The organism is Polynucleobacter sp. JS-Fieb-80-E5, from assembly GCF_018882015.1.
Taxonomy (GTDB): domain Bacteria; phylum Pseudomonadota; class Gammaproteobacteria; order Burkholderiales; family Burkholderiaceae; genus Polynucleobacter.
Genome location: NZ_JACVPH010000002.1, coordinates 100003 through 123727 on the forward strand (window position 1 = coordinate 100003; position 23725 = coordinate 123727).

At 46.5% G+C, this 23725-nt stretch carries 20 protein-coding genes and 2 pseudogenes; 14 read left to right on the forward strand and 8 right to left on the reverse strand.

The window, feature by feature from the left end:
- The first annotated feature begins 6 nt into the window (after nt 1–6).
- From glcF to proC, 3 genes are read left to right on the forward strand one after another with little or no spacing between them, the layout of a single operon-like run.
- Nucleotides 7–1284, forward strand: a complete 1278-nt coding sequence (glcF, locus tag ICN44_RS03455; RefSeq protein WP_216262724.1) for a glycolate oxidase subunit GlcF — start codon at nt 7–9, stop codon at nt 1282–1284.
- Entirely contained in the window at nt 1281–2006 is a 726-nt protein-coding gene (locus tag ICN44_RS03460; RefSeq protein ID WP_216262725.1) for a YggS family pyridoxal phosphate-dependent enzyme, read from the forward strand. Before glcF ends, ICN44_RS03460 begins: the two co-directional genes overlap by 4 nt.
- Nucleotides 2003–2872: a pyrroline-5-carboxylate reductase gene (proC, locus tag ICN44_RS03465; protein ID WP_216262726.1), complete on the forward strand. Its 870-nt coding sequence runs from the start codon at nt 2003–2005 to the stop codon at nt 2870–2872. Before ICN44_RS03460 ends, proC begins: the two co-directional genes overlap by 4 nt.
- Here the strand turns inward: proC and ubiA are convergent.
- Together ubiA and recG are read right to left on the reverse strand one after the other, a co-directional pair.
- Nucleotides 2869–3732, reverse strand: coding sequence for a 4-hydroxybenzoate octaprenyltransferase (gene ubiA, locus ICN44_RS03470; protein WP_216262727.1), 864 nt, complete (start codon nt 3730–3732; stop codon nt 2869–2871). The two genes, proC and ubiA, sit on opposite strands and share 4 nt — an antisense overlap.
- 10 nt (nt 3733–3742) lie before the next feature.
- The gene (gene recG / locus ICN44_RS03475; RefSeq protein WP_216262728.1) at nt 3743–5806 is read right to left on the reverse strand and encodes an ATP-dependent DNA helicase RecG; all 2064 of its coding nucleotides are present in this window, start codon (nt 5804–5806) and stop codon (nt 3743–3745) included.
- A 30-nt stretch (nt 5807–5836) separates the two neighbouring features.
- On the opposite strand from recG, the gene queA reads away from it, so the two are divergent.
- From queA to secF, 5 genes are all read left to right on the forward strand, one after another.
- Nucleotides 5837–6883 (forward strand): tRNA preQ1(34) S-adenosylmethionine ribosyltransferase-isomerase QueA, encoded by a 1047-nt coding sequence (gene queA, locus ICN44_RS03480; RefSeq protein WP_216262729.1) that lies wholly within the window; start codon nt 5837–5839, stop codon nt 6881–6883.
- Nucleotides 6880–8037, forward strand: coding sequence for a tRNA guanosine(34) transglycosylase Tgt (gene tgt / locus ICN44_RS03485; protein ID WP_216262730.1), 1158 nt, complete (start codon nt 6880–6882; stop codon nt 8035–8037). The genes queA and tgt overlap by 4 nt, the downstream gene beginning before the upstream one ends.
- A 134-nt stretch (nt 8038–8171) precedes the next feature.
- The gene (gene yajC, locus ICN44_RS03490; protein WP_215320955.1) at nt 8172–8498 is read left to right on the forward strand and encodes a preprotein translocase subunit YajC; all 327 of its coding nucleotides are present in this window, start codon (nt 8172–8174) and stop codon (nt 8496–8498) included.
- 38 nt (nt 8499–8536) lie between these two features.
- Entirely contained in the window at nt 8537–10396 is a 1860-nt protein-coding gene (gene secD / locus ICN44_RS03495) for a protein translocase subunit SecD (protein ID WP_216262731.1), read from the forward strand.
- 3 nt (nt 10397–10399) lie between these two features.
- Nucleotides 10400–11374, forward strand: coding sequence for a protein translocase subunit SecF (secF, locus tag ICN44_RS03500; protein WP_216262732.1), 975 nt, complete (start codon nt 10400–10402; stop codon nt 11372–11374).
- 20 nt (nt 11375–11394) lie between these two features.
- On the opposite strand, the pseudogene ICN44_RS03505 reads toward secF, so the two are convergent.
- The 3 genes and pseudogenes from ICN44_RS03505 to purB form a co-directional block, all read right to left on the reverse strand.
- Nucleotides 11395–12591 (reverse strand): annotated as a pseudogene (locus ICN44_RS03505) (3-deoxy-D-manno-octulosonic acid transferase); the annotation flags it as partial.
- Nucleotides 12558–12632: pseudogene (locus ICN44_RS12405) on the reverse strand (hypothetical protein); the annotation flags it as partial. The pseudogenes ICN44_RS03505 and ICN44_RS12405, both read right to left, overlap by 34 nt.
- A gap of 108 nt (nt 12633–12740) precedes the next feature.
- The gene (gene purB / locus ICN44_RS03510; RefSeq protein ID WP_216262734.1) at nt 12741–14120 is read right to left on the reverse strand and encodes an adenylosuccinate lyase; all 1380 of its coding nucleotides are present in this window, start codon (nt 14118–14120) and stop codon (nt 12741–12743) included.
- A gap of 95 nt (nt 14121–14215) precedes the next feature.
- Here purB and ICN44_RS03515 point away from each other — a divergent pair, with 95 nt between their 5' ends.
- The gene (locus ICN44_RS03515; RefSeq protein ID WP_216262735.1) at nt 14216–14830 is read left to right on the forward strand and encodes a glutathione S-transferase; all 615 of its coding nucleotides are present in this window, start codon (nt 14216–14218) and stop codon (nt 14828–14830) included.
- Nucleotides 14831–14904: 74 nt separating this feature from the next.
- Here the strand turns inward: ICN44_RS03515 and mnmA are convergent, their stop codons facing one another.
- A complete protein-coding gene (gene mnmA, locus ICN44_RS03520; protein ID WP_216262736.1) occupies nt 14905–16017 on the reverse strand; it encodes a tRNA 2-thiouridine(34) synthase MnmA in 1113 nt (370 codons plus the stop codon).
- A gap of 179 nt (nt 16018–16196) precedes the next feature.
- Between mnmA and ICN44_RS03525 the strand changes: the two genes are divergently transcribed.
- The 4 genes from ICN44_RS03525 (at nt 16197) to ICN44_RS03540 (ending at nt 19985) form a co-directional block, all read left to right on the forward strand.
- Nucleotides 16197–17327, forward strand: coding sequence for a Re/Si-specific NAD(P)(+) transhydrogenase subunit alpha (locus ICN44_RS03525; RefSeq protein WP_216262737.1), 1131 nt, complete (start codon nt 16197–16199; stop codon nt 17325–17327).
- A 24-nt stretch (nt 17328–17351) separates the two neighbouring features.
- Nucleotides 17352–17690, forward strand: a complete 339-nt coding sequence (locus ICN44_RS03530) for a proton-translocating transhydrogenase family protein (protein WP_011903634.1) — start codon at nt 17352–17354, stop codon at nt 17688–17690.
- Nucleotides 17691–17723: 33 nt separating this feature from the next.
- On the forward strand, nt 17724–19091 hold the full coding sequence (locus ICN44_RS03535; protein WP_216262738.1) for an NAD(P)(+) transhydrogenase (Re/Si-specific) subunit beta: 1368 nt from the start codon (nt 17724–17726) through the stop codon (nt 19089–19091).
- A 102-nt stretch (nt 19092–19193) separates the two neighbouring features.
- The gene (locus tag ICN44_RS03540; RefSeq protein ID WP_216262739.1) at nt 19194–19985 is read left to right on the forward strand and encodes a hypothetical protein; all 792 of its coding nucleotides are present in this window, start codon (nt 19194–19196) and stop codon (nt 19983–19985) included.
- A gap of 10 nt (nt 19986–19995) precedes the next feature.
- Here ICN44_RS03540 and ICN44_RS03545 read toward each other — a convergent pair whose 3' ends face one another.
- Entirely contained in the window at nt 19996–20763 is a 768-nt protein-coding gene (locus ICN44_RS03545) for a hypothetical protein (protein ID WP_216262740.1), read from the reverse strand.
- 226 nt (nt 20764–20989) lie between these two features.
- Between ICN44_RS03545 and ICN44_RS03550 the strand changes: the two genes are divergently transcribed.
- Nucleotides 20990–21967, forward strand: a complete 978-nt coding sequence (locus ICN44_RS03550) for a tripartite tricarboxylate transporter substrate binding protein (protein ID WP_216262741.1) — start codon at nt 20990–20992, stop codon at nt 21965–21967.
- A gap of 88 nt (nt 21968–22055) precedes the next feature.
- On the opposite strand, the gene groL is transcribed toward ICN44_RS03550, so the two are convergent.
- On the reverse strand, nt 22056–23705 hold the full coding sequence (gene groL, locus ICN44_RS03555) for a chaperonin GroEL (protein ID WP_215320974.1): 1650 nt from the start codon (nt 23703–23705) through the stop codon (nt 22056–22058).
- Nucleotides 23706–23725 lie beyond the last annotated feature (20 nt).

Below are 23725 nucleotides of genomic sequence, written 5' to 3' on the forward strand. Positions count from 1 at the left end.
ATTTCTATGCAAACTCAACTCGCTTCTCAATTTGCCAACACGCCGGAAGGTATCGAGGCAGCCCGCATTCTGGGCAAATGTGTTCACTGTGGTTTTTGTACGGCCACCTGCCCTACCTATCAAATACTAGGCGATGAGTTAGATGGGCCTCGCGGACGCATCTATCTAATTAAGCAGATCGCCGAAGGGCAGGCACCCACTGAAAAGACTCGCTTGCATTTAGATCGCTGTTTAACATGTCGCAATTGCGAGAGTACTTGCCCGAGCGGTGTTCAATACGGCAACTTAATAGACATAGGTCGCAAGTGGGCAGAAGACAATACGCCTGAGCGCCCAATCGGCCAACGCTTGACCCGTTGGGCCCTAAAAGAAGGTTTAACTAAGCCCGCTTTATTTAATACAGCAATGACTCTAGGTCGTTTAGTACGCCCATTGATGCCAAGCGGTATCAAACGCAAGATCCCACTGACTGTAAATAAAGCATTGGCTAATTCCACCGATGCTTATGCAAGACCCACTGCAGCTCATCAGCGCAAAATGGTTTTGCTAGAGGGTTGTGTTCAGCCTGGCATGCTCCCGAATATCAATTCAGCAACAGCGCGTGTGCTTAACGCGTTAAAGATTCAAATGATTAGCGCGCCCAATGCCACTTGCTGTGGAGCACTACGCTATCACCTTAATGATCAAGCTGGCGGTTTAGATAATGCCAAGCAAAATATTGATGCGTGGTGGCCTTTGGTTGAAAGTGGTATAGAAGCCATTGTCATGACTGCATCTGGTTGTGGTGTGATGGTGAAGGACTATGGACATCTATTTGCAAATGATCCTATCTATGCAGCCAAAGCGAAAAAGATTTCAGATCTGACCAAGGATATTTCTGAAATACTGCCTTCCTTGCAAAATGAGCTGGTGCAGCTAGTAGGCACAGATCCAAAACCAGGTGTCGTTTATCACCCACCTTGCACCTTGCAACACGGCCAACAAATTCGCGGTAAGGTTGAGGGATTACTTTCTAGTATCGGTATTGGTGTGCGTTTATGTGCGGACAGCCATCTTTGCTGCGGCTCTGCAGGCACTTACTCCGTTACTCAACCAGAACTTTCTGAGCAACTTCGTAAAAACAAGTTAACTCACTTAAACGCTGCCTGCGAGGAATCTGGTGCAGCGGTCATTGTTTCTGGAAACATTGGCTGCATCACCCATCTACAGCAAGAAGATACCCCAGTAGTGCATTGGATTGAAATCGTAGATCAATTACTTAGCAAATCTTCTAAGGCCTCATGAATTCCATTGTCGTCAATCTGATGCAAGTCAGAGCAAGGATTGAACTTGCTGCCCTAGCAGCAAAGCGTGAGCCGGAAGAGATTGAACTTTTAGCCGTTAGCAAAACCTTTCCAGCTTCAGCAGTTGAGGAAGCTATGCATGCTGGTCAATCAGTCTTTGGTGAAAACTATGTGCAAGAGGCCATTGAAAAAATTGAGAAGCTAGCCAAATTACGCCCTTGGTTGAACTGGCATTTCATTGGACCTTTGCAGAGCAATAAAACCAGAGAAGTAGCCCAACACTTCGATTGGGTTCATAGTGTGGACCGCCTCAAAATTGCAGAACGCCTATCCGCCCAACGTGGCGAGTTTCCAGATTTACCACCATTGATGGTTTGCGTACAAATCAATGTTAGCGAGGAAGAGAGCAAAAGCGGCATTTCTCTGGTTGAAGTTGAAGAACTCTGTAACGCTATTACCTCTTTGCCAAACTTAGTTCTGCGGGGCTTGATGGCTATTCCAGCACCTAATCCAGACCCCGTCTTGCAACGCCAGGCTTTTGCAGCCGTACAAGATTGTTTCAAGCGCATACAGGCCAGCCATTTCACTGAACTTGGTTATCAGTTCTTTGACACCCTTTCGATGGGTATGTCCGATGATTTAGAGGCCGCCATCGCTGAAGGTAGCACCGTAGTTCGTGTTGGTACAGCCATTTTCGGGAAGCGCGATAAGATTAGCAAATGAGCAAAAATAAAATCGCACAAAACAATAGCAATGCGCACATTACCTTTATTGGTGGCGGCAATATGGGGCGCGCCCTCATTAGCGGCCTTCTTGCTAGTGGATTCGAATCCAATCAAATCTCTGTTGTAGAAGCAAATGCTGCAACCGCCCTCAAGCTGCACGAAGATTTTGGCGTTCAAGGCATTAGTGCCTTAGAACATATCGCTTTTGACTTCTCTAAAAATAATGTGCTTGTCATGGCGATCAAACCCCAAGACTTCAATGTCGTTGCCAAAGGTTTGGCAACTAAACTTAAGCATGCTAGCGCTCCCGGCCCACTCATTCTGAGCATCGCTGCCGGTATTCGCCTAAAAGATATGAGTCGCTGGCTTGATCACACACGCTGTGTGCGCGCTATGCCCAATACTCCAGCCTTAATTGGTAAAGGGATTACCGGGCTTTTTGCAGATGCCGCTGTAGATCAGTCTGATCGCGCCTTAGCTGAAACTATTTGTAATGCGGTAGGCCAAACCGTTTGGGTAAAAGAAGAAAAATTGATGGATGCAGTAACTGCTGTTTCTGGTAGTGGCCCAGCCTATGTCTTTGCATTTTTAGAGGCAATGCAATCTGCTGGGGAGAAGCTTGGTCTTGATTCAGAGACAGCGCGCAAGCTGGCTTATGCCACTCTTGAAGGTGCTACACAGCTCGCCCATAACTCTGATGAGCACGCTGGTGTTCTCCGCGAAAGAGTTACTTCCAAAGGTGGAACTACTGCTGCCGCTCTAGATGTGATGAAACAACAAGGTTGGCATGAAATTTTAGAAAAAGCGATTGATGCAGCCAGTCAGCGCGGTAAAACAATGGGCGATGAACTCGGCCAGAGTTAGTTAATACCTAGACCCAGCACAATTCCCAGAAATAAAAATCCGCCTAACCAGTTGTTATGGCGGAATGCTTTAAAGCAATTGTCTCTATTGCGAGTTGAAACTAACTTCAAGTGATAGATCGCGCAAGCCAATGCTGCGAACCAACCCACTAAAAAATAATTGCTTAAGTTAGCCAATTGCGCCACCCATAACTGACTCAGAAAAAGCATCCCGTAGCTTATTGCTATAGCGACGACATCATACTGACCAAAAGTAATGGCCGATGTTCTCAACCCTAGGCGCAGATCATCGTCGCGATCAACCATGGCATAAGCGGTGTCATAAGCAATTGCCCAAAAGATGTTCCCAATAAATAAGCACCAAGCCTCTAGGGGAATGAAATCCAAAATAGCCGCATACGCCATCGGAATACCAAAGCCAAAGGCAATGCCTAAGACAGCTTGGGGCATGGCAAAAAAGCGTTTGGTAAAGGGATAGAGGAAGGCTACTAGCAAAGCAAGCACGGATAGTTGTTTTGTAAATACATTCAGGGGCTGAATGAATAAAAACGCAATCAAGGCCAATACTCCAGCCACAGCTATGGCCTCTTTGCCCGAGATTTTTCCACTTGTGACTGGGCGATCTTGGGTACGGTTAACATGACGATCAAAATCACGATCAGCATAGTCGTTGATTGCGCAGCCCGCACTACGCATCAAAAATGTGCCAACAATAAAGATCAGCAAAATAGATAAATCAGGCACGCCACTGCTTGCCAACCAAAGAGCCCAGAGCGTAGGCCACAATAGTAATAGCGTACCAATCGGCTTATCTAGCCTGATTAGGTACCCGTAAGAAATAAAACGATCTTTTAAATTCATAAAGTAATTATCAAGCCTTCAGAAATTCTGCTCGAGATCCGAGCCAGCGCTCTAAATGACGCTCTACCAGATCTGCATGCTCAGCGAGTAAGCGCTCAGCCGCCTGTTGAGCCAACTCAATTAACCAGGCGTCGCGTTGCAAATCAACAAAGCGCAACATCGCATCCCCTGATTGCTTTGCACCCAATAATTCACCCGGACCACGCAGAGATAAATCTCGCTCGGCAATCACAAAACCATCCGAGGTCTCACGTAAAGTTTGTAGGCGCTCTTTGGCCGCCATTGAAAGTGGTTCGGCATACATCAAAATACAAACCGAATCCGCAGACCCCCTACCCACGCGCCCGCGTAATTGATGAATCTGAGCATAACCAAAACGCTCAGCATGCTCAATCACCATTAACGCCGCATTGGGTACGTCTACCCCAACCTCAATTACCGTAGTAGCCACTAAAAGCTGAATCTCATTTGCCTTGAAGGCAGCCATGACTGCCGCTTTTTCTTCTGCTTTTAATCTGCCATGCACCAAGCCAACCTTAAAGTCAGGTAAAGCCTGTGTCAGTTGCTCAAAGCTCTCAACTGCAGTTTGCAATTGCAGCACTTCAGACTCTTCAATGAGAGGGCAAACCCAGTACGCTTGCAACCCCTTGGATAACCAACTTTGCAAACCACCGATCACCTCATCACGACGGCTGGCTTTAACTACCTTGGTAGCAATCGGCTTTCGGCCAGGAGGCAATTCATCAATGACAGAGACATCTAAGTCTGCATAGTAGGTCATCGCTAAAGTGCGTGGTATTGGTGTCGCTGACATCATCAACTGATGGCAGTAAAACAATTCTGAGCCAACCCGTTGCTGAATCTCTAAACGCTGCCTCACTCCAAAGCGATGTTGCTCATCAATCACTGCGAGGCCAAGTTTGGCAAAGCTCACATTTTCTTGAATAAGAGCATGCGTACCAATAATAAGTTGGGCTTGCCCATTCTCGATCACTTCTTGCGCCAATCGTTTTTCTTTGGCTTTCAGACTCCCTGACAGCCAAGCGATTTTTACCCCCAAAGGTTCAAACCATTCTTTCATTTTGAGGTAGTGCTGCTCAGCCAAAATCTCCGTAGGCGCCATGATGGCGGCTTGATATCCATGATCCATGGCCCGCGCCGCAGCTAAGGCAGCCACTACGGTCTTGCCGCTACCCACATCCCCCTGCAAAAGGCGATTCATCGGAAATGATTGAGAAAGGTCATTACTAATTTCAGACCAAACACGATCTTGAGAATTAGTTAATTTAAAAGGTAATACCTTTAACAAACCCTCTTCAAAGCTTTGTTTCTTTGCCCTTGGAAAGCTGGGTGCATGTCGCTCCCGACGAATCGCATGGGCACGCTTTAACGAAATTTGCTGAGCAAGGAGTTCCTCAAACTGCACTCGACGCCAAGCAGGATGAGTGCGCTCTAGTAATGCCTGGGTATTTGCATCAGCAGGCGGTTGGTGCAAATAGGTAATCGCCGCTTGCAAGTTTGGCCAATCATGACTAGGCAGTAACTCTGCCATTAGATCTTTGGGTAAGAACTCAGCCAGACTATCTTGCAGGCTTGGGTCACGTAAGGCTTGTGACACTGCTTTACGAATAATGGTTTGCGAGACTCCAACACTTGCTGGATAAACTGGAGTCAAACTAGCAGGCAAAGGTGTATCTGGAGCGACAGCTCTCACCGTAGGGTGCACCATCTCTGGACCCTGAAAACCTTCACGCACTTCTCCGCGGACTCGAATATTGACCCCGACAGCCATTTGTTTTTGCTGGCTAGGGTAGAAGTTTAGGAAGCGCAGATTTAAGGTTTCAGTTTCGTCCTCGATGGTCACCACCATCTGCCTTCTGGGCCTAAATAAGACCTGATTGCGAATAACTACACCCTGGGTCTGGGCTGAGTTAAATCGACCCTGATGTATGGCCTCCTCGATCGTGAGTAGCTCGGTCTCATCCTCATAACGGGATGGCAAGTGCAAAGCAAGGGCCATAGGGCTGTCTAAACCCATCTTTTGGAGTGTGCTTGGCGCTTGTTTAGTAGTCATCGTTAAAATCTAATACCTGATGGTAATGCTATGCAACTCTCCGACTTTAATTACGAACTCCCACCCGAACTAATCGCCCAACATCCCTTGGCGAATAGAACCGATAGCCGCCTCTTAGAGGTCAAGGCTGATGGGCCAAATCACGTCCAATTGGTAGATCGACAGTTTAAGGACATTCTGCGCATTGTTCAGCCCGGGGACTTATTAGTCTTTAATGACACCAAGGTTATTCCTGCGCGCTTACACGGCAAAAAGGAGACTGGCGGGAACGTGGAACTGCTCATTGAACGCATTAGCGGTGAAAAGCAGGCTTGGGTACAAATTAGAGCCTCTAAGGTGCCTAAGACTGGAATCACTGTTCATATTCACAATCAGGCTGGCGAAACCTTTCCTGTAGAGATGATTGGGTACGACGGACGTTTTTATGAGGTTCGCTTTCCGGAGAATGTGTTTTCTTTGCTTGAGCGTTTTGGTGAGCTCCCATTGCCCCCCTATATTGAGCATCAACCGGACGGTGAAGATGCGCAGCGTTATCAAACGGTAGTTGCCAAAAATCCAGGGGCGGTAGCTGCCCCAACAGCAGGCTTACATTTTGATGAAGCAATTTTGCAAAAGCTAAAGGATGCTGGCATAAATCACGCAACCGTCACACTTCATGTCGGTGCAGGAACATTTACCCCTGTACGCGAAGAAGATCTTTCAAAACATAAGATGCACTACGAATGGTTCTCCATTCCCAATGAGACATTAGAAGCAATTAAGGTCACCAAGAAAAATGGTGGCAGAGTTGTTGCGGTAGGCACTACTAGTCTGCGCGCCCTAGAGAGCCAGGCTGCTAGCGGGAAAAGTAGCGGTGAGACTAATCTCTTTATTACCCCCGGCTACCAATTTAAAACGGTAGATTGTTTGTTAACCAACTTTCATCTGCCAAAATCTACCTTATTAATGTTGGTTAGCGCTTTTGCAGGAATGGATAACATCCGTGCTGCTTATCAACATGCCATTCATCAGAAGTATCGCTTCTTCAGCTATGGAGATGCGATGTTTCTTTGTCGACTCGAGAATCCAAAGTTATGACCAAACCTGTTCACTTCAATATCCTGGCGCGCGACTCGCAAAGCCCAGCCCGCCTTGGTCAGCTTGACCTTCCACATGGCAGCGTGCAAACGCCAATCTTTATGCCCGTAGGAACCTATGGCACCGTCAAGGCAATGACGCCGCGTGATTTGAATGAAGCCAAGGCACAAATTATTTTGGGCAACACCTTTCATCTCTGGTTAAGACCAGGATTAGATGTGATTAAAAAACATGGTGGCTTGCATCGTTTTATGGGTTGGGACAAACCGATCCTCACTGACTCTGGTGGCTTTCAGGTATTTAGTTTGGGTGCGCTGCGCAAGATCTCTGAAGAGGGTGTTACTTTTGCATCTCCAATTAATGGCGACAAATTATTTATGTCTCCAGAAGTGTCGATGGAAATTCAGGCGGTGCTCAATAGCGATATCGCGATGCAGTTTGATGAATGCACTCCTTATGAAATCAAAGGTCAACCCACCTCTGAAAAAACAGCTCGTGCATCACTAGAAATGTCTTTGCGATGGGGTGATCGCTCCCTTAAGCGCTTCCGCGAGCTCCACACTGGCAACGGACTCTTTGGCATTGTCCAAGGTGGCATGTTCGAGAATCTTCGTGAATTTTCTTTAGATGCCGTAAGCCAGCAAGGTTTTGATGGGATTGCTATTGGCGGCTTATCAGTTGGAGAGCCCAAACCCGAGTTTGAGCGGATTCTGAATTTCACTGCGCCCAAATTGCCAGAACATATGCCTCATTATTTAATGGGTGTTGGCACTCCAGAAGATCTGATATTGGGCGTTAGCCTAGGTATTGATATGTTCGATTGCGTGATGCCAACCCGTAACGCCCGCAATGGCTGGCTTTTTACCCGCTTTGGCGACCTCAAGCTCCGTAATTCTGGGTACAAGGACGATGATCGACCGGTAGACCCTACCTGTGCCTGCTATACCTGCCAAAACTTCACCAGATCCTACTTAAATCACCTCCAAAAGGCGAATGAGATCCTAGGGTCTCAGCTAAACACCATCCATAACCTGTCCTACTACCTCCAGCTGATGACTGAAGTCCGCGAGGCTCTGAGTAAAGACCGCTTTAGCGCCTATCGTGAGGAATTTCATAGCAATCGCCAGCGTGGTGTTGAGCCTGGACAGGACTAATAGCCCTACAGGGGGCAAAACCCCCTGTAAATCACCTCCAAAGCCCCACACAGTTTAGAATTGCGGGTTACGGCCATCGGTTTAAAGGTCGAAAAATATCGCAGTTTTTAATTGGTAATTAACGGAGGTTTTGTATGTGGATTAGTAACGCTTTTGCCCAAGCTCCTGCAGCGGGCGCAGATTCCAGTGGCTTGATGAGCTTTCTCCCTTTAATTTTGATGTTTGCAGTTTTGTACTTCATCATGATTCGCCCACAAATGAAGCGTCAAAAAGAAACTAAGGCAATGCTCGAGTCATTAGGCGTTGGTGATGAGGTTGTTACTGTTGGCGGCATCATGGGCAAAGTAACGGCATTGAAAGACCAAGTGGTTACCGTTGAAATTTCTGCTGGCACTGAAGTGCACATGCAAAAAGGTGCCATCACCACAGTATTGCCAAAAGGCACACTGAAGTCTGCTTAATGCATCCGCATAATTTGTTTGATTAAAAGTATCTCAATATGAATCGCTATCCTCTCTGGAAATATCTAGTCATTGCCGTTGCATTGCTAATCGGCGGACTATATTCACTACCCAATTTCTATGGAGAGGCTCCAGCAGTTCAAGTCTCGTCTGCCAAGCCAACCATCAAGGTTGATTTGGCAACGCAGGCTCGTGTCGAAAAGATTCTTGCAGAAGCCAACATTAATAACACCGGCCTCTTCTTCGAAGTCGCTGGCAATGTAGGCTCCATTAAAGTTCGCTTTAATAACACTGATATTCAGTTACGCGCACGCGATCTCTTGCAGCAAAAATTAAATGTAGATCAAAATGATCCCAACTTCACCGTTGCCTTAAACCTACTGTCTAATACTCCGGGCTGGTTAAGTGCAATCAACGCATTACCAATGCCACTAGGTCTTGATTTGCGTGGCGGCGTCTATTTCCTCTTGCAAGTGGATATGAAGGGCGCAGTCCAGAAAAAAGTAACTTCCTTGGCGGGCGATATTCGCAGTCAATTACGTGACAAGAGCATTCGCCATCAAGGTATTGAGCGTGGCGCTGATTTCATCTCAATTAATTTCGCCAATGTCGAAGATGCTGAACAAGCACGCTCATTGCTAACAACGACACAACCTGAACTAATTTGGCTCATTAAATCAAATGGCTCGCTACCTAAGTTGGTAGGTGAATTTAAACCATCCGCCCTTAAAGCCATTCAAGATAACGCCGTTAAGCAAAACATCATCACCCTGAATAAGCGTGTGAACGAGTTAGCTGTTAAGGAGCCAGTGATTCAACAACAAGGCGCTGAGCGTATTGTTGTGCAGTTACCTGGTGTACAAGATACTGCTCGTGCCAAAGACATCATTGGTCGCACAGCAACTCTAGAGTCTCGCTTGGCTGACCCCTTGGTGTCTACCATCGCCTTAGGCGAAACTCCTCCTCCAGGCATGGATACTTTCCGCTTTGGTGAAAACCGTTTGGGCGTATTTAAAAAATCAGTCATCTTCAGTGGCGACCGTATTACGGATGCTAGCGCTGGCTTTGACCAAAACCAACGCCCTGCAGTCAACATCTCCCTAGATGCTGCTGGTGGTCGCGTTATGCAAGAAGTGACTCGCGAAAATATCGGCAAGCCGATGGGCATGATCTTGTTTGAAAAGGGTAAAGGCGAAGTGCTCACCATCGCCACCATTCAAAGTGAGTTTGGCTCTAAGTTCCAGATCACTGGTCAGCCAACTACCGAGAGCGCGAATGACTTAGCTCTACTCTTGCGCGCCGGGTCATTAGCAGCACCAATGGAAATCATTGAAGAACGCACTATTGGACCAAGTCTTGGCGCAGAAAATATTGAGAAGGGCTTTAAGTCGCTCTTAATCGGTTTTACAGCTATCGCGATTTTCATGATGGCCTACTACTTACTATTTGGCACTTTCTCTGTTGTTGCTTTGGCCGTGAACTTGCTCTTGCTCATCTCGGTGTTGTCAATGTTGCAAGCAACTCTGACCTTGCCTGGCATCGCCGCGATGGCCTTGGCTCTCGGTATGGCGATTGACTCCAACGTGTTGATTAACGAGCGTATTCGTGAAGAGTTACGCAATGGGGCCGCACCGCAAACTGCAATTGCCGTTGGTTTCGATAAAGCCTGGGCAACGATTCTGGACTCTAACGTAACGACTTTGATTGCCGGTCTAGCCTTATTGGCATTTGGATCAGGTCCTATCAAAGGCTTCGCAGTGGTTCATTGCCTAGGTATTCTGACTTCAATGTTCTCGGCTGTCTTCTTCTCGCGTGGCCTTGTTAACCTCTGGTACGGCAGACATAAGAAGATTCAAAAACTCGCTATTGGCCAAGTTTGGCGCCCACAGGAGAAATAAGACATGGAATTTTTCCGGATTAAAAAAGATATTCCCTTTATGCGCCATGCGTTGGTGCTCAATGCGATTTCTTTAGTCACTTTTTTAGCTGCAGTCTTTTTCCTCTGGCATAACGGCCTGCATCTCTCCATCGAATTTACTGGTGGTACGGTGATGGAAGTCAGCTATCCACAAACTGCGCCTTTGGACTCTATTCGCGCCAAGGTTGAGAAGCTCGGCTATGCCGATACTCAGATTCAGAACTTTGGTAGCTCACGCGATGTCATGATTCGCCTGCCACTGCAAAAAGATACTGAGGGCAAGTTGATTTCTTCTGCCGATCAGAGCACGGCAGTAATGCAAGCGCTTGAACCAGCCGCTACTGGTGTGAAATTGCAACGCGTTGAGTTTGTTGGCCCACAAGTTGGTCAAGAGCTGGCTATTGATGGCTTAAAAGCACTCATCTTTGTGATCATTGGCATCGTGGTGTACCTATCCTTCCGTTTTGAGTGGAAGTTTGCGCTTGCCGGCATCATTGCGAACTTACATGACGTTGTCATTATCTTAGGCTTCTTTGCCTTCTTCCAGTGGGAGTTCTCCCTCTCAGTGTTGGCGGCTGTTCTTGCGGTTCTGGGCTATTCAGTAAACGAATCTGTGGTGATCTTTGACCGTATTCGTGAGAACTTCCGCAAATATCGCAAGATGAATACCCGCGAAATCATTGATAACGCAATTACAAGCACTATCAGCCGTACCGTAATCACTCACGGCAGTACTGAGATGATGGTCCTGGCAATGCTGGTCTTTGGAGGTCCAACACTCTTCTACTTTGCATTAGCGCTGACCATTGGTATTTTGTTTGGTATCTACTCTTCTGTCTTCGTTGCTGCGGCATTGGCTATGTGGCTTGGTGTGACACGCGAAGATTTAGTGAAGGGTGATAAAAAGCCAGATGATGATGCCCGCAAAGATGATCCCAACTACGGAGCGCGGGTCTAACTAAGCCTTCTTAGTTCACGTCAGTATTGTTGATCAAGGGCCGCTAGGATTCTGTTAGTTGCACCTTGGTGTTCAGTTGAATAAGCCTGAGCAGCGGCACCCATCTTCGCCAGCTCAGCAGTATTCAGAAGTAATTCTTTCAAAGCCTCCATTAAAGCTATTGGCTCCGTTAAAAGCAATTCGCCATGAATGCGTTTAGCTGCGCCACTATCAATCGCATCTAAGGCAGCCTGTTGAAAGTTATAGGTGTGCTCACCCAAAAGAACAGGACAGCCAGCTGCACAAGCCTCAATCAAGTTTTGACCTCCAAAGGGCAGCAAGCTTCCACCCATAAGCACTAAGTCAGAAGCGCTGTAATACATCGGCATCTCACCCATGGAGTCGCCCAAAACAATATCCAATCCAGCACACTCACTCGGAATGCCAGACCACTCGCTACGACGGCGAAACTTGAAACTAGCATTGCTAATTTGATCTGCTACATCTGCGAAGCGCTCGGGATGGCGCGGAACCAGACAAAGTAATGGAGGAGTTGCAAATGCATTACTTAAGAGTAAATCTTTCCAAGCCTTCAGAATGATGGCCTCCTCTCCATCGCGCGTGCTCGCTGCACATACCAGCAAGCGATTTCCTGCATGTAGCTCCCTTTGCCATTCTTTACCCTCAGCAAGCAATTTTGGATCGAGTGGAACATCAAATTTCAGATTGCCGGTAATAACCACATTTTTAACGCCTAGGCTACGGTAACGCTCAGCATCAAACGCAGTCTGCGCCAGGATTCCCGTAAAGGCCTGGAATAATGCGCGCCCCGCTTTACCAAATCGATTAACGCGTCTAGCGCTTCTCTCGGAGAGACGGGCATTAACTAGAAATAAAGGTAAACCAATTTCTTTACAACGAAAGACCACAGTCGGCCATGCCTCAGTTTCCATGAAGAGGCCAAACTTAGGTTTAAATGTCTTCAAAAAATGCTCTACAGTCCAGCACAGATCGTAGGGCAAATAGACTTGACGAATTTGCCCAGCAGCAATCTCTTTAGCAAATAACTGCTTGCCAGTGCGACGTCCGTTCAAAGTCATGTGGGTGAGCAAAATAGATTCGCCCTTGGCAAGATAGGCTTCAATCAATGGTTGAGCAGCGCGCGTCTCACCTACCGAAACCGCGTGAATCCAAATAGAGCCCCGAGTAATAGGCTTGCTGTAGCCAAAGCCCAATCGCTCAGGAATGTGATGAAGATAGGAGAAGGCGTGACGTGCACGCCAAGCTAAACGTATAAATGCTAATGGCAATAAGAGATGCCATAGCAATTGATAAGCAGCAAACCAGACCCTGGGACGCGCCCCGTATTCTGAATTGGTAGTCAAACTCACTTTTTGAGACGTTCGGTCAATTCGACCGCCTTACCTAGGTAAGAAGATGGTGTCATCTCCAACAAACGGGCTTTTGCATCCTCAGGAATTTTCAAACCACGAATAAAGGTTTGCAGGTCTGCTTGATTAATCCCTTTGCCACGAGTCAATTCTTTTAACTGCTCATAGGGATTCTCGATGCCGTAACGGCGCATCACAGTTTGTACCGGCTCAGCCAATACTTCCCAACATGCGTCTAAATCAGCAGCGATTGCAGCATGATTTACCTCTAACTTACCAAGGCCGCGCAAGGCGCTGTCATAAGCCAATACGCTATGACCAAATGCAGGGCCTAGATTGCGCAATACTGTAGAGTCAGTCAAGTCACGTTGCCAACGAGAGATTGGTAATTTTTCTGCAAGATGACGCAGCAATGCATTGGCAACACCCAAGTTACCTTCAGAGTTTTCAAAATCAATCGGGTTCACTTTATGGGGCATAGTTGATGAACCGATCTCACCTGCTTTAGTGCGCTGCTTAAAGTAACCAACAGAGATATAAGCCCAGAAGTCACGGTCCATATCCAAAAGAATCGTATTGGCACGAGCGATCGCATCAAAGAGCTGAGCCATTCCATCGTGCGGCTCAATTTGAATGGTATAGGGATTAAATGTTAGTCCTAGACGTTTTTCAACCACACTCTTGGAAAAATTTTCCCAATCAAAATCAGGATAGGCTGATATGTGAGCGTTGTAGTTACCTACTGCGCCATTCATCTTGCCAAGTAAAGGGGCAGCAGCGATAGACTCGATCGCATGCTCTAAACGCTTGGCAATATTGGCGATCTCTTTACCCAAGGTGCTTGGTGAGGCTGGCTGGCCATGAGTGCGAGAGAGCAAAGGAACTTTAGCGTTCTCAATCGCGAGATCAGTCAATACTGAAAGTACTTTTCTGAGTTGCGGCAAGAGCACCTCATCGCGGGCACCGCGCAACATTAAACCATGAGAAGTATTGTTAATGTCTTCTGAGGTACAAGCAAAGTGAATGAACTCACTTGCTTTTAATAAATCTGGTCGTCCAGCAACTTTTTCTTTTAAGAAGTACTCCACTGCTTTTACATCATGGTTAGTTACCGCTTCGATATCTTTAATACGCTGGGCATCCGCATCAGAAAAGTTTTCTGGAAGTGAAAGTAAAAAAGCTTCGTCAGCAGCATTAATTTTTGGGACATCAGGCAAGCCGGCAGAAGCCAACGCCAAGAGCCAATGAATCTCTACAAAAACACGTTGGCGCATAAAAGCGGCTTCAGAAAGCCATGGACGCAAGGCATCCAGTTTTCCGGCATAACGGCCATCTAGGGGTGAAAGGGCATTGAGGGTTGAAAGCGGCTGACTCACGAATATTGCCTTTGCATTGAATATGTCAATAAAAGCTGATTTTAATGCGTTCTGGCATACAGCAAACCCCAAATAGGATCGCTATACTTGAGCCCATGAAACTTATCGGATCCCTCACCAGCCCCTATGTACGCAAAGTACGCATTGTTTTTAACGAGAAAAAGGTTGATGTTGACCTTGAATTAGAGAATGTCTGGGCTGCAGACACCAAAATAGCCCTAAACAACCCCCTTGGCAAGGTTCCTTGCCTCATGGCTGACGATGGCGAGGCTATTTATGACTCCCGCGTCATCGCTGAATACGCTGATGGCCTAAGCCCAGTCAGCAAGCTCATTCCAGCAGATAATCGTGAACGTGCCGCCGTGAAAACTTGGGAAGCGCTAGCAGACGGAGTGATGGATGCTGGCATTTTGGCCCGTTTAGAGCGCACCTTGCGCCCAGCAGAACAACAAAGCCAAACTTGGTATGACCGCCAGATGGGTAAGATCAATGATGCCTTACGTCAAATGTCTGAACAACTGGGTGGAAATGCTTGGTGTCACGGCAATCAAATCACCTTGGCAGATATCGCCGTAGGTTGCGCAATCGGATATTTATTATTTCGCTTTCCAGAAGTGAAATGGCAAACACAATATCCAAATTTAGATCGTCTGTATCAAAAATTATTACAGCGACCTTCTTTTATTGAAACCGAGCCACCGGCCGCTTAATTAACTTGTCGCTGAAGAAAAAATGCCAATCAGTTTTGATTGGCATTTTTGTATCTACTACTTGCTGATCAAAATTATGCAGAAATAATTCCACCACCCAAACAAATATCTCCGTCATACAAGACAGCAGATTGCCCTGGAGTAACAGCCCACTGCGCTTCTGGAAAACTTAAGTCGAAGCTTAGTGCTTCAGCACCAGCACTCAAAGTGCAAGCAGAGTCTGCTTGTCGATAACGGGTCTTAGCAGAATAATTTCCGGGTGTTGGTGCCGCACCAGAAACCCAACTGGCATCCATCGCAGCAAGCTGATTAGCCAATAGCCACGGGTGTTCGTGGCCTTGCGCTACATACAAGGTGTTATTAGGAACATCCTTGCGCGCTACATACCAAGCGTCACCATTGCCATCTTGACTACCACCCAAACCAATACCCTTGCGTTGACCCAAGGTAAAGAAAGCTAAGCCCATATGCTCGCCAACTGTTTTACCTTCTGGGGTTTTTATCGGGCCAGGTACGCGCGGTAAATAGCGATTTAAGAATTCTCTAAAAGGACGTTCACCAATAAAGCAAATACCGGTGGAGTCTTTCTTTTTAGCATTGTGCAAACCAATTTGCTCTGCAATTTTTCTGACTTCCGTTTTTGGAATTTCTCCAAGCGGGAACATCACGTTTGCCAATTGTTGCTGCGTTAAGCGATGCAAGAAATAACTTTGGTCCTTACTGGCATCGACAGCTTTCAACAACTGCACTCTGCCGCCATCGTGACGTACACGCGCATAGTGACCTGTTGCAATAGCATCGGCGCCCAAACTCATGGCGTGATCTAAGAAAGCTTTGAACTTAATTTCGGCGTTACATAAAACATCAGGATTGGGTGTTCGCCCTGCAGCGTACTCGCGTAAGAAATCAGCAAATACGCGCTCACGATATTCGGCAGCAAAATTGACTGCTTCAACGTCTATTCCGATCATATCGGCGACCGAAACCACATCGAGCCAGTCTTGACGAGCAGAACAGTACTCGTCGTTATCGTCATCTTCCCAATTTTTCATAAAAAGGCCAATAACTTCGAAGCCCTGTTCCTTGAGCATCCAGGCAGCAACTGACGAATCTACCCCTCCAGACATGCCAATAACGACCTTTTTGGGCCTGGAAGATGGGATTGAGGAAGAATTAGGCTGGATCATCAAAAAAATGCGAAAATACTTGTAGACAGATAAACCCCATTGTAGAAGCCTCAACCAGGCTTCGCATGATTTTAGGCAAAACCATAACCGGTATACCTGGGGGCCCAATAAGTAGGTAAAACCTACCCTATTTATCTATAAAATAGACTTTTTATAAATTTTGCTTTTGGAGACATGCCATGCGCATAGGAGTGCCACTGGAAACAAGGCCTGGGGAAACTCGAGTAGCCGCCACACCAGAAACCGTTAAAAAATTAATTGGTCAAGGTCATACCGTCGTTATTCAAAAAGATGCCGGTGTAAAAGCCAGTCAACCTGACTCTGCATACGAAGCTGTCGGTGCAAGTATTGGAAGCGCTGCAGATGCATTCGGGGCAGAGATTGTTCTCAAAGTACGCGCGCCTGAAGCGGCCGAACTCAAACAAATCAAATCCGGTGCTGTGCTTTTGGGCATGCTCGATCCGTTTGATAACGACATGATTACAGCGATGGCTGCGCAAGGTGTTACTGCATTCTCTTTAGAGGCCGCACCACGCACAACCCGCGCACAAAGCATGGACGTTTTATCTTCACAGGCAAATATTGCTGGTTACAAAGCAGTATTGGTTGCGGCTAACGAATATCAACGCTTCATGCCAATGTTGATGACTGCTGCAGGAACCGTGAAAGCTGCTCGCATATTGATCTTGGGTGCTGGTGTTGCAGGCTTGCAAGCAATTGCCACAGCAAAACGTCTTGGCGCTGTGATTGAAGCATCTGATGTGCGTCCTGCCGCTAAAGAACAAATAGAATCTTTAGGTGCGAAGTTTGTTGACGTTCCTTATGAAACCGATGAAGAGCGTGAGATTGCTCAAGGCGTTGGTGGCTATGCCCGCCCGATGCCTGAAGCCTGGATGAAGCGTCAAGCGGCTTTGGTTGCAGAGCGCGCACAACAAGCTGACATCGTAATCACTACTGCATTGATTCCAGGACGAAAGCCGCCTGTGCTTTTGCATAGCGATACTGTTGCCAATATGAAGCCAGGATCGATCGTGATCGACTTGGCTGCTGGCAAAGGTGATAACGGCTCAGGTAACTGCCCATTAACGCAAGCAGACAAAGTAATTGATGTAAATGGCGTGAAAATTGTTGGCTACACCAACTTAGCTAGCATGGTTGCAGCAGATGCTTCTGCACTCTACTCACGCAACTTGCTCGACTTCATGAAACTCATTGTGGATAAAGAAGCCAATTTAGTTATCCCAAGTGATGATGACATCGTTACTGCTTGCTTAATGTGTCGTGATGGCCAAGCCATCCGCAAAAACTAATAGTAAAAATACTAAGGAAACAATATGGATCTCGCTGCCTTTCAAAGCATCCTCACCGTTCAAAACATTACCGTGTTTGTATTAGCCATCTTTGTTGGCTATCACGTAGTTTGGAACGTAACGCCAGCATTGCATACGCCTTTAATGGCGGTTACTAATGCCATCTCCGGCATCATCATCGTTGGCGCATTGCTCCAAACTGAAGTTATCGGTGGCGATGAAATCACCCTCACCAGCATCATCGGTGCAGTAGCGGTATTCCTCGCGTCTATCAATATTTTTGGTGGCTTTATGGTCACCCGTCGCATGCTTGAAATGTTCAAGAAAAAAGCTCCCAAAGCTGATGCGGCTGGAACCAAATAAACCTAGAACAAGACCTATATAGAGACCAAAACTATGTCAAACATAACCGCCATTTCTTATCTCATTTCATCGGTGTTGTTCATCCTCGCTTTGCGTGGCTTGTCTTCACCAACCACTTCACGTCAAGGCAATACCTTTGGCATGATTGGTATGTTGTTAGCCGTTTTTACTACTTTCTTCATTCCTGATTTCAAACCTGTCATCTCATTGATTGGTGTTGCAATTGTGGGTGGCGCAATCATTGGAACGCTTGCCGCTAAACGCGTGCAAATGACCAAGATGCCTGAGTTAGTTGCTTTGATGCACTCCTTCGTAGGTTTGTCAGCTGTGTTAATTGCGATCGCTGCTGTATTTAATCCAGCGCATGACCATACTGGTGCACAGAAGATTGAGCTTTTCATTGGCGCGTTTATTGGTGCCATTACCTTTACCGCATCTGTCATTGCATTTGGTAAGTTATCCGGCAAAGTCAGTGGTAAGCCAGTTACTTTCGCTGGTCAACATTTGCTGAATTTGATTTTGGCTGTCTCAATGGTTGGCGCTGGTATTGCTTATTACATGGGTGATAGCCACGCAGCTTTCTTGGCAATGTGTGCCGTTGCTTTGGTATTGGGCGTGACCTTGATCATCCCTATCGGTGGCGCTGATATGCCGGTGGTTGTATCCATGCTGAACAGCTATTCAGGTTGGGCAGCGGCCGGTATTGGCTTCACCTTAAACAACCCAGTATTGATTATTGCGGGTGCTTGCGTAGGCTCATCTGGTGCGATTCTGTCTTACATCATGTGTAAGGCGATGAACCGCTCCATTCTGGCTGTATTGCTTGGCGGCTTTGGTGCTGAAGCTGCTGCAGGCGGTGGCGATGATGGCGGCCCTAAGAACTACAAAACAGGATCGCCTGAAGATGCGGCTTTCCTCATGGAAAATGCTGACACTGTGATCATTGTTCCAGGTTATGGCTTGGCAGTGGCTCGCGCTCAACATGCATTGAAAGAATTGACTGAAAAGTTGACTCATCATGGCGTGACGGTGAAGTATGCGATTCACCCAGTAGCAGGTCGTATGCCTGGTCATATGAATGTACTCTTGGCCGAAGCTGAAGTTCCATACGACCAAGTATTTGAGATGGAAGACATCAACAGCGACTTTGGTCAGGCTGACGTAGTTCTGGTGCTTGGTGCAAATGACGTGGTAAACCCAGCAGCTCGTACTCCAGGCAGCCCAATTTTTGGTATGCCAATCTTGGAAGCATTTAAAGCCAAAACTATCATTGTCAATAAGCGTTCGATGGCGGCCGGTTATGCCGGCTTAGATAACGAGCTCTTCTACATGGATAAAACCATGATGGTCTTTGGAGATGCGAAGAAGGTGGTTGAAGAGATGGTTAAGGCTGTTGAGTAAGTCAACCCTTCAGGTCATCAAATAATTAACCGCCTTCGGGCGGTTTTTTATTACACTAAACAAACTTATCAATATAGCCACACCACCTTACGAGAGCTTGGTATGAATTATTTTCTTGGGAATCACCTCGGTATCGTTAAATATGCGCCCCTCATATTTTTTGCGTCCATCCTGACGTTCTTATTGATAGGCTGGCTCTATGGCAGACATCGGACTCGCACCACCGAACACGTTGTCGTTAGAGATTCATTGGCAACAGCAATTTTTGGGCTTTCGGCGCTAGTGCTTGGCTTTACTTTCTCCAATGCCGCCGAACACTTTGATACTCGAATGCGCGTCATACGTGATCAGGCAAATAGTGTGAAGCAAGTCTATCAATCTAGCAGTTACCTAAACTCGAAAGATCAGGCTATTGTTAAAAATACATTACAGCAAATGATTGCCTTGAGAGTTTCTGTATACGAAGACATCAAAACATTTGATGATCTCGATGGCAAACTCGATGCCATGGGCAAATTATTAAATAAGTTAAATGAAGAAATTAATGAGGCAATACCTCGAGCACCGGCTAGTACCAAGGATTTAGCCAATACCGTTTTAAGACCTCAACTCACCCACCTTTTAGATATTTACCTGGAGGGGATACTCAACGCAAAACATCATCCTCCTGCAATTATTGAACGTTTTTTATTTGCTCTACTCTCAATAGGGGCCTTGCTAAGCGGCTACTCGATGGCAGTTAAGAAGGAAGAAGATTGGTTCCTGACGGCCCTGTACTTAGGTTTGATGGGATTCGCACTGTACGTGATTTTTTCTTTGGAATTTCCACATCAACTACAGAGCTCGGAATACATTAATGCCGACTTTTTGAGACTTCAAAAGGCTTGGCAGTAACATCACAACACTACCTTCTCTGGTAGCTATTGGATAAATTGTCCTGCAGTACATAGGCAATGCCATTGGCTACCAAAGAAAGCTCTTGATCGAGTACCCGGCTGCGGTAAGTCCAGCCAGCAGGTAATTTCAACTGCTCACCCAATACCGGGAGATCTTTCATATTGAGGGCGGGATTAACTATTTGTGAATAAGATTGCATCACGTACACGTCACCTCCAGGGGAGGTGAGTTCATATACGGCGCTACCAACTCTATAAATGAAATTGGTAGTACGAGAAATTTCATTGGGAGTGTATTGGTTGCTACCCATCAATTGCTTGAGCAAGCTCAACTGGATAGTTGCCCGTAAATTCATCTCCATACCGCCAAAGGATTCTTTGACGTCATTGACAGTACTTCCTGCTGCCTGTATTTCATCCATCGTCCAATAACGAGGGCCATTTAACAGGACAAAGGACGCATCAAATTTTTTAGAAATAGAGTCTTTAGTTAATTCTTTCCACTGGGCTTCAGGGCAAAGATTAAGTCCTTGTGTATTAAATACCTTTACTTCCAAATTGAGCCAAGCTCGCTTGCCTACCAGAACTTCGCAATAACGCTGATTACGCAGATTTGAGACGCTTTTCTGAAAGACTGGCTGAAAGTCAGTAGATTGAGCGATTGAAGACCCGCAAAATAAGGTTGAGCTCAGAAACAGCAAGCCCATAGAAATGAAGTGGGTTGCTTGATTGCGACTAATCATTTTGACACCCGTTCCAAAGGTAATATTGGACATAGCTTACTCTTTAAATGCATAACGCCTGGTCTTTTGAAACAGGTGCTCTTATTTCTACAGCCACCAGTAGCAGATTAATCCTTAGTCCTTCAGTTATACCAAGAGGGTTGTTAAGTAAGACTTAAGAGCTAGCTACTTTAGAAAAGTACCTTCGGGTAGTTTTTTCGCTAAGATACGACATAGAGGCATCGATAGAATGCTTCATCACTTAATAAGTCGAGACAATATGCAATTCAAACCAGCTTTTGTTGCTTTTCTCATTTCAATCTGCCCAATTTTTTGGGTAGGATCAGCCAGTTCACAAAGCAACTATCCCAACCGAACTATTCAAACCATCATGCCGCTTCAAGCAGGAAGTGGCGTTGACATCTTGATGCGCCCAGTTGCGCAAAAAATGGGTGAAAGCCTGGGTCAAGCAATCACAATAGAAAATATTCCCGGGGGCGCGGGATTAATTGGCGCAGCTAAGGTTGCACAAAGTCCTGCTGATGGATATGTCTTAGGTGCATTTAATGACAGCATCCTAACGATGGTACCCAATCTATATAAAAAGATTGATTACGATCCTATTCAAAGTTTTTCTCCAATATCTGAAGTAGCTGCGATTACTTTTGTGCTGGTTGCTAACCCATCATTTCCCGGGAATACCGCAGCGGACCTAGTGCGCATTGCTAAAGAAAGGCCTGGTAAGATTGACTACGCATCTGGGGGCAATGGTTCGCCACAGCATATTGGCATGGAAATCTTCCGCCAATACACCGGTGCCCCAATTGTTCATATTCCTTATCGTGGAGCTGCTGCTGCAGTCACTGATGTCATGGCTGGCCAAGTGCCAGTGATGATCAGCGCTTTATCAGTTGTACTGCCCCATATTCGCGCTGGGAAGCTTAAGGCATTGGGGGTGGCGAGCAAAACACGATCTCCGTTGCTACCCAATACTCCAACAATTAGTGAGAGTGTGAAAGGTTATGAGTTCTCAACCTGGGGCGCTCTACTAGCACCTAAAGGCACTTCACCAGCAATTATTGAAAAACTAAATGAGTCTTTAGCAACTGCGCTAAGAGATCCAAAACTGCGTGAACAACTGATTCAGCAAGGCTTTGAATTTGTCCCTCTTGGCCCAGACCATTTAAAAGAAATGATTGCACAGGGATTGGTAAAGATGAAAAAAGTAATTAAGGATGGCGGTATACAGCCCGATTAATTCGAGAAGAGAGTCCAATAAAAAACGCCTGGTCTTTTGAACCAGGCGTTTTTGTTTCTACAGCAAACTAGCTGGAGAGGTGAGGCTATTACATCATGCCGCCCATTCCACCCATACCACCCATACCGCCCATATCAGGCATACCACCAGCAGATTCATCTTTTGGTGCTTCGGAGATTGCGCAATCGGTTGTCAATAACAAGCCAGCAACAGAAGCGGCATTTACTAATGCAGTCTTTGTCACCTTAGTTGGGTCGATAACACCTTGTGCAACGAGGTCGCCGTATTCACCAGTAGCTGCGTTGTAGCCGTTATTGCCAGTACTTGCTTGTACTGCATTAACAACCACACCAGCATCTTCACCAGCGTTACTAACGATCGTACGCAATGGCTCTTGCATAGCTCGCAATACGATGCTGATACCAGCGTCTTGATCGGCGTTATCGCCCTTCAATCCCTTGATACCTTGCATTGCACGAATCAATGCTACGCCACCACCAGGAACAATGCCCTCTTCAACAGCTGCACGGGTTGCGTGCAATGCGTCGTCAACACGAGCCTTCTTCTCTTTCATTTCGACTTCAGTAGCAGCACCAACACGAATCACCGCAACACCGCCAGCCAATTTGGCTACGCGCTCTTGCAATTTCTCTTTGTCGTAGTCGCTAGTTGCTTCTTCGATCTGAACACGAATATTCTTCACACGAGCTTCAATCGCTTTAGCATCGCCAGCGCCATCGATGATGATGGTGTTCTCTTTGCCTACTTCGATACGCTTTGCTTGACCTAAGTGCTCAAGAGTTGTTTTCTCGAGTGTGAGGCCGATTTCTTCAGCAATTACTGTGCCGCCAGTCAAAATCGCGATGTCTTCCAACATAGCTTTACGACGGTCACCGAAACCAGGGGCTTTAACAGCACAAGTCTTGATGATGCCGCGGATGTTGTTCACAACTAAAGTTGCCAAGGCTTCGCCTTCAACATCTTCTGCAATGATCAACAATGGACGACCAGACTTCGCTACTTGCTCAAGTACTGGGAGCAAATCACGTATGTTGGCAATCTTCTTGTCAAACAAGAGAACGTATGGGCTTTCCAATACGGCAACTTGTTTTTCTGGTTGATTGATGAAGTATGGAGAGAGGTAACCGCGGTCAAACTGCATACCTTCAACTACTTCAAGCTCGTCTTCTAATGACTTGCCATCTTCAACAGTGATAACGCCTTCTTTGCCTACTTTTTCCATTGCTTCTGCAATGCGCTGACCAATGCTGTGGTCGCTGTTTGCAGAGATAGAGCCTACTTGAGCGATTTCTTTAGTAGTAGTACAAGGCTTGCTGATTTTTGCGAGCTCTTGGATAGCGGCTGCAACAGCCTTATCAATACCACGCTTCAAGTCCATTGGGTTATGGCCTGAAACAACATACTTCATACCTTCGCGAACGATAGACTGAGCCAATACAGTAGCGGTAGTTGTACCGTCACCAGCGATGTCAGCAGTTTTGGAAGCAACTTCCTTAACCATCTGCGCACCCATGTTCTGGAGCTTGTCTTTGAGTTCGATTTCTTTTGCTACGGACACACCGTCTTTAGTAATTGTTGGTCCACCGAATGAACGCTCAATCACCACGTTGCGACCTTTTGGTCCCAAAGTTGTTTTCACTGCATTAGCAAGAATATTGACACCTTCGACCATCTTGGTTCGGGCGTTATCTCCAAATACAACGTCTTTTGCTGCCATGATTAAATTCCTCTCTTAAA

What these genes read in the sequence shown, in the direction of transcription:
- ICN44_RS03535 (WP_216262738.1), top strand. Translation starts at nt 17,724, where the DNA reads ATGTCAAACATAACCGCCATTTCTTATCTCATTTCATCGGTGTTGTTC.
- proC (WP_216262726.1), top strand. Translation starts at nt 2,003, where the DNA reads ATGAGCAAAAATAAAATCGCACAAAACAATAGCAATGCGCACATTACC.
- secF (WP_216262732.1), top strand. Translation starts at nt 10,400, where the DNA reads ATGGAATTTTTCCGGATTAAAAAAGATATTCCCTTTATGCGCCATGCG.
- ICN44_RS03525 (WP_216262737.1), top strand. Translation starts at nt 16,197, where the DNA reads ATGCGCATAGGAGTGCCACTGGAAACAAGGCCTGGGGAAACTCGAGTA.
- ICN44_RS03530 (WP_011903634.1), top strand. Translation starts at nt 17,352, where the DNA reads ATGGATCTCGCTGCCTTTCAAAGCATCCTCACCGTTCAAAACATTACC.
- ubiA (WP_216262727.1), bottom strand. Translation starts at nt 3,732, where the DNA reads ATGAATTTAAAAGATCGTTTTATTTCTTACGGGTACCTAATCAGGCTA.
- queA (WP_216262729.1), top strand. Translation starts at nt 5,837, where the DNA reads ATGCAACTCTCCGACTTTAATTACGAACTCCCACCCGAACTAATCGCC.
- secD (WP_216262731.1), top strand. Translation starts at nt 8,537, where the DNA reads ATGAATCGCTATCCTCTCTGGAAATATCTAGTCATTGCCGTTGCATTG.
- tgt (WP_216262730.1), top strand. Translation starts at nt 6,880, where the DNA reads ATGACCAAACCTGTTCACTTCAATATCCTGGCGCGCGACTCGCAAAGC.
- groL (WP_215320974.1), bottom strand. Translation starts at nt 23,705, where the DNA reads ATGGCAGCAAAAGACGTTGTATTTGGAGATAACGCCCGAACCAAGATG.
- ICN44_RS03550 (WP_216262741.1), top strand. Translation starts at nt 20,990, where the DNA reads ATGCAATTCAAACCAGCTTTTGTTGCTTTTCTCATTTCAATCTGCCCA.
- ICN44_RS03460 (WP_216262725.1), top strand. Translation starts at nt 1,281, where the DNA reads ATGAATTCCATTGTCGTCAATCTGATGCAAGTCAGAGCAAGGATTGAA.
- ICN44_RS03515 (WP_216262735.1), top strand. Translation starts at nt 14,216, where the DNA reads ATGAAACTTATCGGATCCCTCACCAGCCCCTATGTACGCAAAGTACGC.
- mnmA (WP_216262736.1), bottom strand. Translation starts at nt 16,017, where the DNA reads ATGATCCAGCCTAATTCTTCCTCAATCCCATCTTCCAGGCCCAAAAAG.
- yajC (WP_215320955.1), top strand. Translation starts at nt 8,172, where the DNA reads ATGTGGATTAGTAACGCTTTTGCCCAAGCTCCTGCAGCGGGCGCAGAT.
- ICN44_RS03540 (WP_216262739.1), top strand. Translation starts at nt 19,194, where the DNA reads ATGAATTATTTTCTTGGGAATCACCTCGGTATCGTTAAATATGCGCCC.
- glcF (WP_216262724.1), top strand. Translation starts at nt 7, where the DNA reads ATGCAAACTCAACTCGCTTCTCAATTTGCCAACACGCCGGAAGGTATC.
- ICN44_RS03545 (WP_216262740.1), bottom strand. Translation starts at nt 20,763, where the DNA reads ATGTCCAATATTACCTTTGGAACGGGTGTCAAAATGATTAGTCGCAAT.
- recG (WP_216262728.1), bottom strand. Translation starts at nt 5,806, where the DNA reads ATGACTACTAAACAAGCGCCAAGCACACTCCAAAAGATGGGTTTAGAC.